This window comes from Gluconacetobacter entanii (genome assembly GCF_003206495.1).
Lineage (GTDB): Bacteria > Pseudomonadota > Alphaproteobacteria > Acetobacterales > Acetobacteraceae > Novacetimonas > Novacetimonas entanii.
This window is the reverse complement of record NZ_NKUF01000011.1, coordinates 37848-53694: the sequence shown is the minus strand read 5'-3', so window position 1 is coordinate 53694 and position 15847 is coordinate 37848. Positions and strand designations below refer to the sequence as shown.

The window sequence follows — 15847 nt, the reverse complement described above, 5'->3', positions numbered from 1 at the left end:
TCATGTCCAATCCTGGCGACCAAGATACAACTCCGATCGAATCGGTTACCCAACTGGCCGGCCTGCTGGCGGCTGGGGCAAAACCACAAGATGCGTGGCGGATCGGCACGGAACATGAGAAATTCGGCTTCATACGTCCGCAGGCCACGCCGCCGGGCCGTGCGCCATGGCTGCCGCCCCCGTATGAGCCTGACGGGATCCATGCCGTCCTGTCGTCCCTGCGGGATCAGGATCGCGGCGCATGGCACGACATCCGTGACACGGGCGCGCTGATTGGCCTGAATGGGCGCGAGGCGCACAGGGGGGCGTCCATCTCCCTTGAACCGGCCGGGCAGTTCGAACTGTCGGGCAAGCCGCTGGCGACCCTGCATGAAACCCGGGCGGAGATGCAGGAGCATTTCGACAGCCTGCATCCCGTCTGTGACCGGCTTGGCCTCGGGTTCGCGCCGCTGGGCTTTCACCCCTTCGCCCGGCGCGAAGACATGCCGACCATGCCCAAAAGCCGCTACGCCATCATGCGCAACTACATGCCCAAGGTTGGCACGCTGGGGCTGGACATGATGCTGCGGACCTGCACGGTTCAGGTCAATCTCGATTTCGCCTCCGAACAGGACATGGTGCGCAAGATGCGTGTCTCGCTTGCGCTGCAGCCAGTGGCGACGGCGCTGTTCGCGAATTCGCCGTTTTATGAGGGCCATCCCAATGGCCTGTTGTCGAACCGTGCCCATGTCTGGACCGACACGGATAACCAGCGTTCGGGCATGCCGCTGGCATTCTTCGCCCCCGATTTCGGATTCGAGGCGTATGTCGAATGGCTGCTTGACGTGCCGATGTATTTCATCATGAGCGACGGGCGGATCCATGACGTGGCGGGCCGTTCCTTCCGTGCATGGATGAATGGCGACACCCAGCAGGGGCTGGAGGGACTGACCCCGACGCTGGGCGATTTCGAGGACCATATGACCACTGCCTTCACCGATGTCCGGCTGAAGCAGTTTCTGGAAATGCGTGGCGCGGATGCCGGGTCGCCCGCGATGATGCTGGCGCAGTCCGCGCTGTGGGTCGGCCTGCTGTATGATGATGCGGCACTGGCCGCGGCGGACGCCCTTGTGCGTGAACAGCCATGGGAAAGCTATGTCGCCCTGCGTGCGGCGGTGCCGCGCCATGGACTGGATGCGCCATGGGCGGGCGGTGTGCTGCGTGACCTTGCCGGGCGCATGGTCGCGATCGCCACCGACGGGTTGCGCGCGCGCGCGCGAAAGGACGCCACCGGGCAGGATGAGGCGCGTTACCTTGATCCCCTGCATGAAATCACCAGTGGCGGCCCGACGCAGGCCGAGGTCTGGCTGCAGGCCTATCATGGTCGCTGGGGCGGTGATGTGACCCGTATTTTCGACGAAGCCGCAATCTGAAGCATTGCCACGTTCGGGATGCCATGGGGCCGGTCATCAGGAATTGGTGGCCGGCCCCTTGTATGTACGGGTGTTGTTTTGTATTGCGACGCGGTCTCAATCCGGGTGGATAGTAATGTTTTTGTGCTGTTGTCCGGTTTTCTGGGTTGTTATTGTATAATGAGAATTATTTTCGTCTTCTGAAATGGCTTGAACGCGATAACTGCTTTCTGCATACAGTAATGCATGCGCAAATTCTCGACATTGACGGATCAGGAAATCCTCGCCCTCGCCATTTCCAACGAGGAAGAGGACGGCCGCATCTATTCTGATTTCGCCTATGCGATGCGGGAGAAATTTCCCGATACCTCGAAAATCTTCACCGACATGGCGCAGGAGGAAGACCAGCATCGCCGTGACCTGATCGACCTGTATGCCAGCAGGTTCGGGCAGCATATCCCCCTGATCCGGCGGCAGGACATTGCGGGGTTCCTGACCCGCAAGCCCGCATGGCAGGTGCAGGGGCAGGGGATCGATGCGGTGCGCCGCCATGCGCGTCAGATGGAACTCGACGCCGCGCGGTTTTACCGCCAGGCGGCGACGCGCACGACCGATATCGCGACGCGAAAGCTGCTCGGCGACCTTGCGCTGGCCGAGGACCGGCATGAACAGGCGGCAGGTGCGATCGAACTCGACCGGCTTCCCGCTTCCAAGCGGGAGGAGGAGGACGAGGACGCGCGCCGCCGCTTTGTCCTGCAGATCATACAGCCCGGCCTTGTGGGCCTGATGGATGGTTCCGTCTCCACGCTTGCGCCGGTCTTTGCCGCGGCCTTTGCGACGCATCTGCCGTGGAATGCGTTTCTGGTGGGGATGGCGGCCTCGGTCGGGGCGGGGATTTCCATGGGCTTTGCGGAGGCGCTGTCCGACGATGGCAAGCTGTCGGGCCGTGGCGCGCCGCTGCTGCGCGGGTTGATCTGCGGGCTGATGACGACGGCGGGGGGAATCGGCCATACGCTGCCGTTCCTGATTGATAATTTCACCACCGCCATGATGGCGGCCGTTATTGTCGTGGTCATCGAACTGTTCGTCATTTCATGGATACGCTGGCGTTATCAGGATACGCCATTCGGTTCGGCCATCGTGCAGATCGTCCTTGGCGGTGCGCTGGTGTTCGCCGCTGGTGTCCTGATCGGCAGTTCCGGCTGATCCCCCCGTATGCCTCCCGCTTTGCCTTGATCTTGACGAAGTGATGGGGCACGCACGTGCATGTGCTTTTTCTGGCCGGACACTTTCCCGATGAAATACCCTGACCGTTTTCCCCTTTCACGTCTGCGTGGTCTGCGTCCGATCATGCTGGCGATGCCGCTGGTGCTCGGGCTTGTGACATATGCCCTGCCGGCCGGGGCACAGGCGCAGATGGTTGTGGGGGCTTCGGACCAGGATCATGCCCTGATCACCCGAATCGAGGAGCACCTCAACACCATCACGCTGCTGACCGCAAAATTCCATCAGGTCGCATCGGACGGGAAGCAGTCCACCGGCACCGCATGGCTGGACCGCAGGAACCGCCGCATGCGTTTCCAGTATGATCCGCCCAGCCCGCTCCTGCTGGTCGCCAACCATGACCAGGTCGTCTTCAATGACAGCGAACTGGGCCAGACCACCACGATGCCGATGGACAAGACGCCGATCGGGCTTCTGCTGCGTCCGCATCTTGCGCTGTCGGGGGATGTGCAGGTCACGGCGCTGGTTCACGAAGGGCCGCAGATAGAGATCACGCTGGTACGGACGGATTCGCCCGGTGATGGCAGCCTGACGCTGCTTTTCCATGAGGAGAAGGGACAGCTTCTGCTGCGTGGATGGATCGTCCAGGATGCGCAGGGGGAAAGCACGCGTGTGGACCTGCTGCATGCGTCCGTGGGCGGGGCGGAACCGCCGGACAGCCTGTTCAACACGGATATTGGCGACAAATAGGAAACGGGTCCTGCCCGTTGCCTAGTCCGCGTCCCGTGTCAGTTCCAGCGCCCGGGCATAGACGGTGCGCCGGGGCAGGTTGACGATCCCGGCCACCAGGGATGCCGCATCCTTGATGGAGAGTGATTTCAGGGCCTCGTGCAGGTGGGTGTCGAGGTCCTGCGGCCCCGTATCGTCGGCAGGCGGGGGGCCGAGGATGACCGTGATTTCCCCCCGTGGCGCATGGTCCCGGTAATGTTGCGCCAGTTCACCCACGGGGCCGCGCCGGACTTCCTCGAACCTCTTGGTCAGTTCGCGCGCAACAGCCGCCGGCCGTTCCGGGCCGAATACCGCCGCAAGTGAGGCCAGCATGTCCGCCAGGCGATGTGGTGCCTCATGCCAGATCAGCGTGGCGCAAAGCCCCGCCTGTTCCGCGGCACGTAGTACGGAGAGGTTTTCGCGCCGGGCGGCATCGCGTGGCGGCAGGAAGCCGGAAAACATGAAGGGATGGGGCGGCAGGCCCGAAAGCGTCAGCGCCATGACCGCCGCATTGGCCCCCGGCACCGCCGTGACATGCCCGCCGCCCGCGATGACGGCGCGTACCAGGCGGTATCCGGGATCCGACATCAGGGGCGTGCCGGCATCGGAAATGACCGCGATTTTGCGGCCCTGCTGCAACAGGTCCAGCAGGGCGGGGATGCGTTCCTGCTCGTTATGGTCATGCAGGGGGCGGGTGCGGGTCCTGATGCCATGCGCCTGCAGCAGTTTCGCGCTGGTGCGCGTATCCTCGCACAGGATCAGGTCGGCTTCGTTCAGGCATTGTACCGCGCGTGCGGAAATATCGCCCATATTGCCGATCGGCGTTGCCACCAGCGTCAATATGCCTCCATCATGTGATGACATGACCTGTATATCCTCTCTCTCCGCATGACGCGGCTTCGCATCTCCGCTATGGATCGTCGCCGATCGAGACTGCAAAGGCGAAAGACATGAGTCGTCAGACATTGGTAACCCGCAAGCTTGGACAGGATCCTGTTTCTGCCACGCAGGGATCTCCTTGCAAGGCCTTATTGCTGGCCGGGGTGCTCATGTCCACGCTTGCGGCGTGTGCTGGCGGCGGGGAAGGGACGAAAACATCTCATGCCGGGCGCAATGTCGGCGTGCTGCTGCCGCTGACGGGCAACAATGCACGACTGGGGCAGGAAATGCTCAGCGCGGCGCGCATGGCCATGAACACGCCCACGGCGCCGAAGCTTGACGTCCATGACACGACCGCCCCCGGCGGGGCCGCTGCCGCCGCGCAGGCTGCGGTAAAGGCGGGTGACGGGATCATCCTTGGTCCGCTGACGGCGGGGGACGCCACGCAGGCGGCGGCAATGACGGAACAGACCAGCGTGCCGATGCTGTCCTTTACTTCCGACGTGTCGGTTGCGCGTCCCGATGTCTGGATCCTTGGGATCGCCCCGGAACAGCAGGTGCGCCGCATGGTGGGGGCGGCCGTCAGGGAAAACCGGCAGCATTTCGCGGCCTTCCTGCCCAATACGGCACTGGGCCATGCCATGGGCGATGCCATGAGGCAAAGCTGTAGCGAACATGGCCTGCAATCCCCCCAGATCATGTACCATGGCACGACCGCCGCCGAGATTACCGAACAACTGAAGACATTCTCCGCCTTCGATAGCCGAGCTGCCGCGGCGGCAACACAGGCGGCGGCAACCGCCCCTGCTGCGCCCGTGCCGACCGGTGTTGATCCGGCCAACCCCGACGCCGCCGCGACGGATGCTCCCCCCACGCCTCCCGCGCAACCCGCGGAAGTACCCCTGGCCCCACCGCCATTCGATGCGCTGTTGCTGGCGGATACGGGGCTGCAACTGGGTCATGTGATCGAAGGGCTGCGTGCGGTGCAGGTCTCTCCGATCCAGACGCGCATCATGGGGCCCGGCCTCTGGGGCGCATTCGCGGGCAAACTGGCGCAGTTGCAGAATGCCTGGTACGCCGCGCCGGACCCGGCAAGCAGGCAGCATTTCGTCCAGCTTTTCATGGCACAGTACCATCATATGCCGACCCCGCTGGCCGACCTGTCCTATGACGCGGCGGCACTGGTGAAGGCACTGGACCAGGCGCCACGGACGGGGGGCGCGAAAAATGGCTATTCGGTGCAGGCCTTGACCCGCAACGAGGGATTTTCAGGGGTGGATGGTGTTTTCGGCTTTACGGCCAGTGGCCGGACACGCCGCGATCTGGCGATTTTCCAGATCCTGCCCGAAGGTGGCAGCCGGATGGTTCAGGCCCCTTCAGGGCGGTTGCAGAACGGAACGAACTGACAAAGGATAGGAACTCTGTCCGTCTGGCGGCGTCAGTGGGAAAGGAGGGCTGCGGCAATCATGCCGCAGCGGTGGCACCACAGGACAGCACCGGACGGATGGCGTACAATGCCGCTTCGAAACTGCGATATGATGACAGGCGCCGGTCGCGCAACTGGTCGATCAGGACCCAGCGCATGCCTTCCGGCTGGATCATGTAGGCCGGGTCTGCATTTTCACGCACCCAGACAAGCACATTTTCAATGCCATCGCCTTCTTCGGCAGATGTGACATCGACGTCGCACAGTCCCATGCAGGTACCTGCTTCCAGCCAACGCATCAGGTATTCGTAATGACGGGGCAGAAACCCCTGCCGAAGCGGAATAACATTGGAGGCAGAAATCTGATGATCCATCATGCTCATAATGTCGGCCCTCTGACATATCCTATGCGTTAACAGCACGTCTCAACGGTAAGTCTTGCATGAGTGCTTGCCAAACTGAATCTGTCTCCAGAAGCCGCAGAAAGAGGCAGAAATTGCCGACCGTGACAAAAAAGCAATGCTTTGTTGCGCTTTAGAGTCATTAAATGATTATTTATTGTTCAGTTGCCTATTCCATCGGCGATGCAGCCAGAGCCAACTGCCCGGATGTTGGCGTATTTTCTGTTCAATGTAATCGTTGACCTGCTGGGTCAGCAGCAACTGGTCGCGCTTGCGGTCCCCCGTATCTGGAAGTTCCAGGGGCGGGGAGACATGGACGCGCAGGCGTGCAGGACCCAGCCGCTCCACATATCCGGCGATCACGGGGCATTTCTGCCGCAGCGCCATGGCGGCCATGGCGCTTGCCGTCATGGCGGGCCTGCCGAAGAATCGGGCCTCGATTCCATCATTCATCTTCTGGTCGACCAGCATCCCCAGATGGCAGCCGCGGATCAGGTGCGCCAGCGCCTGCCGCGCGCCACGTGCGCCCTTGGCGAACAGGGGCACGGCCTGTCCCATGGCCTCGTCACGCAGGTCGCACAGCATCCGGTCCACATACGGGTTGTTCGGCGCGCGGTAGAAGGAGGAGAACGCAAGCCCGTAGCGCGCCACGGCGGGGGGCAGCATTTCCCAGTTGCCGATATGCCCCGACACGAACATGACGGGCCGACCCGTATGGGCATGGGCGCGCAGGTGTTCTTCCCCCACGACATCCCATCCCGGCCCGGCGGAGGGGTTGTGGGGAAGTTTTGCAAGGTGGGGGAGTTCGCCGGCATTGCGGCCGATATTTTCCCACATGTCGCGGATGATGCGCCATCGCGAGCGCCGCCCCAGATGCGGCATGACATAACGCAGGTTGGCATCGGCCACTTTTGAAACCGGCAGCCACGGGCCAGCCACCCGGCACAGCCACCCTGCCGCGTTGGATGCATGTTCGGGCTTCATGCGCCGCAATCCCGCCAGCAATGCGGACAGCAGCGTCGCCTCCACCCACATGCGGCGTGGTGGCGGCCTGTCGTGGGAACTGCTCATTGTCCCGATTTCCCCAGCCATGTCTCCAGCAGGCGTTCGGGCACCTGTGGGTCGGACCAGCGGAGCGACACCCCGACGGGTGTGACCCGTGCCTGAAAATCCGGGGGCAGGCGGACAAAATCCTTGGGCGTGGTCACCAGTCGGGCCTTCATGTCGTGGGCGGTCTTCAGCAGTTGCGCCAGTTCGGCAGGGTGGTAGGGGTGATGATCGGCAAAGGCGACGGCCTGTCGCACATCGACGTCTGACTGGCGCAGTCCGTCGAAGAATTTGGAAGGTCGCCCGATTCCCGCGAACGCGACGACAGGACAGTGCAGGGGAAGGGCGGCCTCGTCCTGCTGCAATGTCGCGCAATGGCAGGGCAGGGCGGGTGGCAGGCCATGCAGCAGGCCGGTCCGGTCTTCCCCGATCATGAGGATCGCCTGAGCACGTGACAGGCCGGAGGATACAGGTTCGCGCAAGGGACCGGCCGGCAGCACGCACCCATTGCCGAACCCCTGGTACCCATCCACCACCACGAGAGAGACGTCACGCCGGAGTCCGGGATTCTGCAACCCGTCATCCATGATCAGACAATCGGCCCCGTCCGCGATGGCAAGGCGCGCGGCCTGCGCCCGGTCCGCGCCGACATAACAGGGGGCAAGGGCCGCAAGCAGCAGGGCTTCGTCGCCCACGTCGCGCGCGGTATGCCGTCCTGCCTGCACACGTGCGACCTGCCGCAGGTTGCCGCCATATCCCCGTGTCAGGAAAGCAACCCGGCGATTGCGCGCGACAAGGCGACGGCCCAGATCCAGCGCCACGGTCGTCTTGCCGGTGCCCCCCACCGTCAGGTTGCCACAGCACAGGACGGGGACGGGTGCGGCCCATGGATACCGACGCAGGCGCATCCTGCCGATGGCGGCATAGAGCCATGAGAACGGGGACAGCAGCAAAGCCGGGAGGCTGCGGGATCCGCCCTGCCATTCCCAGAAATGGGGCGCGTGCATCAGCGGTACACTACCTTGAGAATGCCTGCGGCAACACGCTGCGCAACCTGTGCATCACGGGTCGCGGCCGCGCGGCCTGCCGTCATGGCGTCATGCAGCCTGCCTTCATCGCGGAGCATATCCACCACCCAGTATGCCAGTTCCTGCGCATTGGCCACATAGGTCACCGCATCGCCCAGCGCCGCGAAGGCCTGCCGGAAATTGGCGATGGCGGGACCACTGGCCAGTGCATTACCAAGGCGCGCGGGTTCCATCGGATTATGGCCACCACCCTGCGGGGCAGGCAGCAGGCTGTTGCCCATCAGGACAGGGCAGTGCAGGGCATAGAACAGCCCCATTTCACCCAGCGTATCGCAGATCCACACACTGTCACCGGGGGCAGGGGCCTGCCCCATGGCGCGACGTGGGGCATGCGGTCCCACAAGCGGCATCAGGCCAGCGCCGCGTTCGGGATGGCGCGGCACGATGATCGTCAGCAGGTCGGTGATCTGGCTGCGGGCGAGGGCTGCGGCCTGCAGGACGATTTCTTCTTCTCCCGGATGCGTGGAGGCCGCGATCCAGACGGGACGGTTGCCAACCTGCTGTTTCAGCAGCGCAAGGTCCGTGTCCTTCCGCGGAAGGGATGCCGCGTCCTTGAGATCGCCGAGCAGCGCGATATCTGTCCGGCCCAGCGCATGCAGACGTCGGGCATCTTCCGCCGAACGGGCGCACACCCACGCAAGCGCGCGGAGCATGGTGCCGACAAGGCAGGGCAGGCGCCGCCACATGGCATAGGACCGATCGGACATGCGAGCGTTGATCAGGAGAACCGGCACGTCTTCATGCCCGCAGGCCGCAATCATGTTCGGCCACAACTCGCTTTCCGTCAGGATCGCCCCGTCAGGATGCCAGGTACGCACGAACCGCCGCATCCATGCAGGCACATCGAGGGGCACGAACTGGTGAATGACCCGCACGCCATCGGGCAGTTCGCGCAGCCGCTGCACCAGCAGGGCCGCCGATGTGGTGGTGGCGGTGGTAACAAGGAAATGCAGGTCGGGCCGGGCATGATGCAACGCGGCGATGACGGGAAGGATGGACATGGTTTCGCCCACGCTGACGGCATGCAGCCACACTAACGGCCCTTCGGGGCGTGGAAGGGTGGCGATGCCCCGCCGTTCGCAGACCCGTGCCGCGATTTCCTTGCCCCGTCGCACACGCCGCGCAAGATATGGCCGCAGTACGGGGGCAAGCGCCGTGGCGACGCCCGACCACAGGGCACACGACAGTCGGCCACATATCCTGTCGCGGAACGTCAGGTCATCCCGTTGCGATACACGCGTTTGCATGTCCCTGCGGTAGCATGGGGAATGACGGGGTGAAAGCACAAGCTCATGCAGGCGGCCTCACCCCGCGAGGGCGTCAGGCCTCAAGAAAGCGCCGCAGGCCAAAGCCCTGCGGCTTCTCGTTCAGGACGGAGGGCTGATACGCCACGGTAAAACGCGTATGCGCCTTTTCCCATACGGACGGATCGCTACCTTCGGCAATGACGACCGTGGTGATGCCACAGCGCAGCATGAATTCGTACTGGTCTGGCAGGGCATGGCCCGTGGCGCGGATCTCGCCCTTGAAATGCAGGTGCTCACGCAGGGCACGGGCCTGCGTGAAGGCACGTCCGTCACGGAAACCGGGAAAGTCCACATTCACCAGCGCCAGACGGGGCAGCACGGTACGCAGGGCGGTGACGTCTTCATCAGGTGTCAGGCGCACACCCACCGGCGCATTGCCCGCGCGCGCCAGCGCTTCTTCCACCCGGGCAAGCGGCACGATGACGGCCCCATCGGCGGGGCAGGGGGCGTCATCGGGAACCTGTGTCCACGTATCCGCGACAATCCGGCCATTTTCAAGCAGTGGCATAGACAGCATCCTTGAAGACGGCAGCGCCAAGCCGCCGATAGGTATCAACAAACCGCTCACCTTCGTGCCGGTGCACCAGATAGGCATCGATCAGGGCGGCGATGGCATCCACGGTCTCATCCTCCGGCAGGGCCGGGCCGATGATCTGGCCGATGGCCGCGTCATTTTCGCCCGAGCCGCCCAGTGTTAGCTGGAAATATTCCTCCCCGCGCTTGTCCACGCCAAGGATGCCGATATGGCCGGCATGATGATGCCCGCAGGCATTGATGCAGCCGGAGATGTTGATGCGCAGCGCGCCGATGCGCTCCTGCAGGCCGGGATCGGCAAAGCGGGCGCTGAGCTTCTGCGCGATGGGAATGGAGCGTGCATTCGCCAGCGAGCAGTAATCCAGCCCCGGGCAGGCGATGATGTCGCCCACCAGGCCGATATTCGGCGTCGCCAGCCCCGCTGACGACAGTTCCTGCCACAGTTCCTGCAACTGGTCCTGGCGCACATGTCCCAGCACGACATTCTGCATGTGGGTGATGCGGATCTCACCAAAGCTGTAGCGTTCGGAAAGGGCGGCGATGGTGTCCATCTGGTCCGCCGTCACGTCACCCGGGATCCCCCCATCGGGCTTGAGCGAAATCACGGCGGAGATGAAGCCGGGTGCCCGGTGCGGGTGCGTGTTGGTGCGCACCCAGCGGTCGAAGGCGGGATTGCGCGCGCGATCGGCCTGCAACCGCTGCGCCGCGTCCGCGGGGGCATGCAGGTCCGGCACGGCGAAACGCGCGCGGATGCCCGCGACGATGGCCGGATCCAGCCGGTAGCGCGCACGATCCATCTGCGCGAATTCGGCATCGACTTCCTCGCGGAAACGCTCGATCCCCAGCGCCTGCACAAGGATCTTGATACGGGCCTTGTACATGTTGTCGCGACGCCCATGCGCGTTATAGACACGCACGATCGCCTCCAGCCACGCAAGGAGGTCTTCCTCCGGCAGGCCGTCACGCAGCAGCACGCCGATGACGGGCGTGCGCCCCAGTCCGCCGCCGACATGGACATCGAAGACCGCGCGCCCGTCATCGCCGGGACGTGCAAGCAGGCCGATATCATGGAAACGCGCCGCCACCCGGTCATGGGGACTGCCGGTGATGGCGATCTTGAATTTGCGCGGCAGGAAGGAGAATTCCGGATGCAGGGTGGACCACTGCCGCAGGATTTCCGCATGGATGCGCGGATCGAGCACTTCGTCCGCCGCAGCGCCTGCGAATTCATCGCACGTCACGTTGCGGATGCAGTTGCCGCTGGTCTGGATGGCATGCATGTCCACGGCCGCCAGACGACCAAGGATGTCGGGCGTATCCTCCAGCCGGATCCAGTTGAACTGGATGTTCTGGCGCGTGGTGAAATGCCCGTAATCCCGGTCATAGGTCCGCGCGATATGCGCCAGTTCACGCATCTGCGCCGCACCCAGCATGCCATAAGGGATCGCCACGCGCAGCATGTAGGCATGCAACTGCAGGTACAGGCCGTTCATCAGCCGCAGCGGCTTGAACTGGTCTTCGCTCAGTTCGCCCGAAATACGGCGCGCCACCTGGTCGCGGAACTGTTCCACCCGTTCGTGCAGGAACGTGCGGTCCACCTGGTCATAGGCGTAACGGCCGACGGCGGGCGCCGGTGCTGTCTGGGACGCGGTGTCAGACATGGACGGTATCCTCATGGGAGGGGGCGAACTGTGGATGCACGGTGGGGCCAAAGGCACGGATCCGCTCACGCACCGTCAGCGGCATGATCCCCGCCTCCTGATCCGCAAGCTGCACGCCATATACGCCCACGACGCCCTGCTCTTGCTGGTGGCGGGCGGTATCGGCGATCACGGCCTCGATCCTGTCATTCGGCCAGACCGCGGCGCAGGCGATATCAACGGACCATGTGCCCTGGTCCGTCAGCCAGACGATCCGCCCGTCGAGCAGGCGATTGGCCGTGACAACGCTGGAGCCTGTTGTTGTGCGGCGGTTGTTCCTGACATCCACTTCTGGTCAATCCCTTTCAGGCGAGGCAGGCGCTGGCATTCCACCGTGCGGGATGGAGATGCGCGTGATTCATACGGGTGTGCACGTATATTTTATATTTCCACATGACGCCAGCGATATCGACCGCAGCCACGGTCGCGACGGCATGGGAAAGGGACAGGCGAAGCGGCAGGAAAACCCGTCCGCTTCGCCCTGTTCCCTCAGGACGCCGGAGCAGCCTTGCGGTTCAGTGCGGTGGTGTCCGCAATGAACGTCACAAGGTCACGCGCGCTGTCGGCGGCATCGCGGTTTTCGGTCGCAAGCCGCAGTTCAGGCTTCGCAGGCGCCTCGTAAGGGGCGTCGATCCCGGTGAAGCCGGAAATCTTCCACGCCCGCGCGGCCGCATACAGGCCCTTCGGATCGCGCGTTTCACAGGTGGCCTGCGGGGTATCGACGAACACCTCGTGGAACTCGTCGCCCACGATCTGGCGTGCGAGTTCCCGATCCGCAACCGTGGGCGAGATCAGGGCGACAAGCACGACCTGCCCGCTGTCGGCAAGGATGCGCGCCACCGCCGCCGCACGGCGGACATTCTCGCGCCGGTCCGCCTCGCTGAAGCCAAGGTCCGAACACAGGCCCGCGCGCAGCGTATCCCCATCAAGCACGGAAACATCGACCCCGCGGGAGAACAGTTGCACTTCCGCCGCGCGGGCGATGGTGCTCTTGCCCGCGCCGGGCAGGCCGGTCATCCAGAACACGCCGCCATGATGCCCCTTGGCCTGCGCGCGGTCCCATGTGGATACCGTGCTGCCGGTCGGATGGATGGCCTTGGTCCCGCTGGCGATCTCCGCCACCCCGATCAGGGGCACGCCACCGACGATCTGCTGGTTGCGGTCCACAAGGACGCCGCGCCCGTCCGCCGTGCCCGGCAGGAAGGGGTCGAACTGCATCGTCTCCGACACCGCAAGGGTGATCTCGGCAAAGCCTTCGGGGGGGACGACATCGGCGGGATGTTCGGTCAGGTCCTCGAGTCGGACAACGGAATCGATCGAGGCCACCGTTACCTGATGTTCCGCCGTGGCCAGTCGCAGGCGGAAGCTTTCACCCACGCGCAGCGGTTCCTGACGCAGCCAGAACAGGCGCGCCTGCACGCGCGCACCCTGCAGTGGCGCTTCACCCGGCGGGAACAGCAGGTCGCCACGGTCGGGAATCACGTCGGGTTCCAGCGTGATGGCCACCGACTGCCCCGCGATGGCGGAGGTCTGCGGCGCGGTATGCCAGCTTTCGATCGTGGCAATCCGGGCGATCGTGCCATGGCGTCCGATCACGACGCTGTCGCCGATGTTGATGCGGCCACGTTCGATGCGCCCGACCACGACGCGCTGCGTATCAAAGCGGTAGACATCCTGCACCGGCAGGCGCAGCGGCAGGTCGGAACGCGACGAGGGCGCGGGGACAAGGGCCAGCGCCTCGGTCAGGGTCGGGCCATTGTACCAGGCCATCCGCTCCGAACGCGACGCGATGTTGTCGCCTTCACGCGCAGAGGCGGGCACGAACAGGGTCGGTTCGATCTCCAACTGCTTCAGCAGGGCGGCGACGCTCTTTTCCGACGCGGTGATCTTCGCCTCGTCATAATCCAGCAGATCGACCTTGTTCATCAGCACGATGACATGGCGGATGCCGATCAGGCGCAGCAGCATCGCATGGCGACGGGTCTGTTCCTGTGCGCCCTCGGCGGCGTCAACCACCAGTACGGCGGCCTCCGCATCGGCGGCGCCGGTGATCATGTTGCGCAGGAACTGCCGGTGGCCCGGCGCATCGACGATCACGAACTGCCGCTGCCCCAGGCGGAAGGGGATGCGCGTCGAATCGACGGTGACACCCTGGTCGCGCTCGATCTGCAGGCTGTCGAGCAGGAAGCTCCATTCGACCGACAGGCCACGCTTGGTACTGGATTCGATGATCTGCGCCACGCGCCCGTCAGGCAGGCTGTCGGTATCGTACAGCAGTCGCCCGATCAGGGTGGATTTGCCATGGTCCACATGCCCGACGATGACGATCGGGGTTGCGGCCTCCTGCGAGACCGGAGGGGAAATCGTATTCATGTTCTTGATACTCCGCTCGGCCCGACGTTCACAGGTAACCGGCAACGCGAAGACGCTCGAACGCATCTTCGGATTCATGGTCCATCGCGCGGCCCGCCCGTTCCGACGTGCGCGAGGTTTCCAGTTCGGCAATCACTTCGGCCACCGTGCTGGCGTTGCTTTCGACAGGGTTGGTGATGTCCTGGTCCCCGAGCGAGCGGTACCGCTTGCCGTTCTTGGAGAAATACAGGTCCACCAGCGGGATGCCCTCACGCTCGATATAGCGCCAGATGTCGATCTCCCGCCATGCCAGCAGGGGATGGACGCGGATATGCATGCCCGCTTCGTGCGGGGTGGCGTACTGGTCCCAGAATTCGGGGGGCTGGTTGCGCACGTCCCACTTGTGTCCCGCGCCACGTGGGCTGAACACGCGTTCCTTCGCGCGGGTGGCCTGCTCGTCACGGCGGATGCCGGCGATGACACCCGCGAGCTTGTATTTCTCGATCATCGCGGCAAGGCCCGCCGTCTTGCGCGCGGCCGACCGCGCGGCCGGTGGCAGGGTCGGGTCGATTTCCTCCACCGCCGGGCAGTCGCCGAGCAGCAGGTCGAGGTTCCACTTCTTGGTGTATTCATCGCGGAACTGGTACATTTCCGGAAATTTCTTGCCGGTATCGACATGCATGACCGGGAACGGCACGCGCCCAAGGAATGCCTTGCGCGCAAGCCATACCATCACGTTGGAATCCTTGCCCAGAGACCATAGCATCGCCAGCGGCTTGAGCTTGCGATAGGCCTCACGAAGGATGAAAATGCTCTGGGCTTCGAGCTGATCAAGATCGTCCATGGACTTGCAGACCTTCCTTTCCGGGGAAGAAGTGGGGGCGGGATGAGAAGATGAAGACACGTCTACCATAAGGTCGGGGCTGCCTTCGTCATGATGGTGAGGACACCTTGCGGACATGAATGCCACATTCGGTCTTGTTCTGTCCTGCCCAGCGGCCGGAGCGCGGGTCCGCGTCCGCCCCGACGGGCAGGGTGCACGGCGCGCAGCCGATCGAGGGATAGCCACGCAGGCTGAGCGGATGGCGTGGCAGGTTGCGGAGCGTCATTTCCGCATCAAGTTCACGCGGGGTCCACTGTGCCAGCGGGTTGACCTTGATGCGGCCGTCCTCCGTCTTTTCAACAATGGGGAGGTTGACGCGGGTGGCGGCCTGCGTGCGCTTGCGCCCGGTGATCCACCCGTCAAAGGGGATCAGCGCCTCGTCAAGGGGCTCGACCTTGCGCAGGGCGCAGCAGGCGTCGGGATCGAACGCCCACAACTGTCCCTCCGGATCGCGGTCATGGATCTGCACCGGGTCGGGATGGATGTCGCGCACGTTGGTCAGGCCAAGGAAGCGTGCAAGTTTCTGCCGGTATTGCAGCGTTTCGGGGAAATGCTGCCCGGTCTGCAGGAACAGGACGGGCACCGCCGGGTCGATTTCCGCGGCCATGGCCAGCAGGACGGCGGATTCCGCGCCAAAGGACGATACCAGCCCGATACGTCCGCGCATGTCCCCCGTCAGGGCGATCCGCAGGACGTCATGTGCGGTATTTCCCTCAGCCTGCAGTGATCGTATAATTGACGGATCAACCTGCACGTTGCGATCTCCCTCCGCAGTTCACGATATTTAATCGTTAATTTGGTGAGGAGTTAATCACTATTCCCCACCCATGCAAGGGGAATAATGTAC

Annotated in this window: 15 protein-coding genes; 4 read left to right on the top strand and 11 right to left on the bottom strand. The window is 64.0% G+C overall.

The window, feature by feature from the left end:
- The first annotated feature begins 2 nt into the window (after positions 1-2).
- From CFR72_RS07045 to CFR72_RS07035, 3 genes are all read left to right on the top strand, one after another.
- Positions 3-1412, top strand: a complete 1410-nt coding sequence (locus CFR72_RS07045) for a glutamate--cysteine ligase (protein ID WP_110913287.1) — start codon at positions 3-5, stop codon at positions 1410-1412.
- A gap of 225 nt (positions 1413-1637) precedes the next feature.
- Positions 1638-2597, top strand: a complete 960-nt coding sequence (gene mbfA, locus CFR72_RS07040) for an iron exporter MbfA (protein ID WP_110913286.1) — start codon at positions 1638-1640, stop codon at positions 2595-2597.
- A 144-nt stretch (positions 2598-2741) separates the two neighbouring features.
- Positions 2742-3365, top strand: a complete 624-nt coding sequence (locus tag CFR72_RS07035) for a LolA family protein (RefSeq protein WP_390669753.1) — start codon at positions 2742-2744, stop codon at positions 3363-3365.
- A gap of 21 nt (positions 3366-3386) precedes the next feature.
- Here the strand turns inward: CFR72_RS07035 and rsmI are convergent, their stop codons facing one another.
- On the bottom strand, positions 3387-4349 hold the full coding sequence (rsmI, locus tag CFR72_RS07030) for a 16S rRNA (cytidine(1402)-2'-O)-methyltransferase (protein WP_407716839.1): 963 nt from the start codon (positions 4347-4349) through the stop codon (positions 3387-3389).
- An 83-nt stretch (positions 4350-4432) separates the two neighbouring features.
- On the opposite strand from rsmI, the gene CFR72_RS07025 reads away from it, so the two are divergent.
- Positions 4433-5668: a penicillin-binding protein activator gene (locus CFR72_RS07025; RefSeq protein WP_341865260.1), complete on the top strand. Its 1236-nt coding sequence runs from the start codon at positions 4433-4435 to the stop codon at positions 5666-5668.
- A 58-nt stretch (positions 5669-5726) separates the two neighbouring features.
- Here CFR72_RS07025 and CFR72_RS07020 read toward each other — a convergent pair whose 3' ends face one another.
- From CFR72_RS07020 to CFR72_RS06975, 10 genes are all read right to left on the bottom strand, one after another.
- Positions 5727-6065: a hypothetical protein gene (locus tag CFR72_RS07020; RefSeq protein ID WP_110913282.1), complete on the bottom strand. Its 339-nt coding sequence runs from the start codon at positions 6063-6065 to the stop codon at positions 5727-5729.
- Positions 6066-6239: 174 nt separating this feature from the next.
- Positions 6240-7160, bottom strand: coding sequence for an LpxL/LpxP family acyltransferase (locus tag CFR72_RS07015; protein ID WP_110913281.1), 921 nt, complete (start codon positions 7158-7160; stop codon positions 6240-6242).
- Complete coding sequence (gene lpxK, locus CFR72_RS07010) at positions 7157-8143, bottom strand: tetraacyldisaccharide 4'-kinase (RefSeq protein ID WP_110913280.1); 987 nt, start codon at positions 8141-8143, stop codon at positions 7157-7159. The genes CFR72_RS07015 and lpxK overlap by 4 nt, the downstream gene beginning before the upstream one ends.
- Positions 8143-9471, bottom strand: a complete 1329-nt coding sequence (locus CFR72_RS07005) for a 3-deoxy-D-manno-octulosonic acid transferase (RefSeq protein ID WP_110913279.1) — start codon at positions 9469-9471, stop codon at positions 8143-8145. Before CFR72_RS07005 ends, lpxK begins: the two co-directional genes overlap by 1 nt.
- Before the next feature lie 73 nt (positions 9472-9544).
- Positions 9545-10039: a DUF934 domain-containing protein gene (locus CFR72_RS07000; protein WP_110913278.1), complete on the bottom strand. Its 495-nt coding sequence runs from the start codon at positions 10037-10039 to the stop codon at positions 9545-9547.
- On the bottom strand, positions 10026-11726 hold the full coding sequence (locus CFR72_RS06995; RefSeq protein WP_110913277.1) for a nitrite/sulfite reductase: 1701 nt from the start codon (positions 11724-11726) through the stop codon (positions 10026-10028). Before CFR72_RS06995 ends, CFR72_RS07000 begins: the two co-directional genes overlap by 14 nt.
- On the bottom strand, positions 11719-12054 hold the full coding sequence (locus CFR72_RS06990) for a DUF2849 domain-containing protein (protein ID WP_110913276.1): 336 nt from the start codon (positions 12052-12054) through the stop codon (positions 11719-11721). The genes CFR72_RS06995 and CFR72_RS06990 overlap by 8 nt, the downstream gene beginning before the upstream one ends.
- A 200-nt stretch (positions 12055-12254) precedes the next feature.
- Positions 12255-14138, bottom strand: a complete 1884-nt coding sequence (gene cysC / locus CFR72_RS06985) for an adenylyl-sulfate kinase (RefSeq protein ID WP_110913312.1) — start codon at positions 14136-14138, stop codon at positions 12255-12257.
- A 28-nt stretch (positions 14139-14166) separates the two neighbouring features.
- Positions 14167-14961: a sulfate adenylyltransferase subunit CysD gene (gene cysD, locus CFR72_RS06980; RefSeq protein WP_110095427.1), complete on the bottom strand. Its 795-nt coding sequence runs from the start codon at positions 14959-14961 to the stop codon at positions 14167-14169.
- Positions 14962-15049: 88 nt separating this feature from the next.
- Positions 15050-15754, bottom strand: coding sequence for a phosphoadenylyl-sulfate reductase (locus tag CFR72_RS06975; RefSeq protein WP_110913275.1), 705 nt, complete (start codon positions 15752-15754; stop codon positions 15050-15052).
- Positions 15755-15847: the final 93 nt, after the last annotated feature.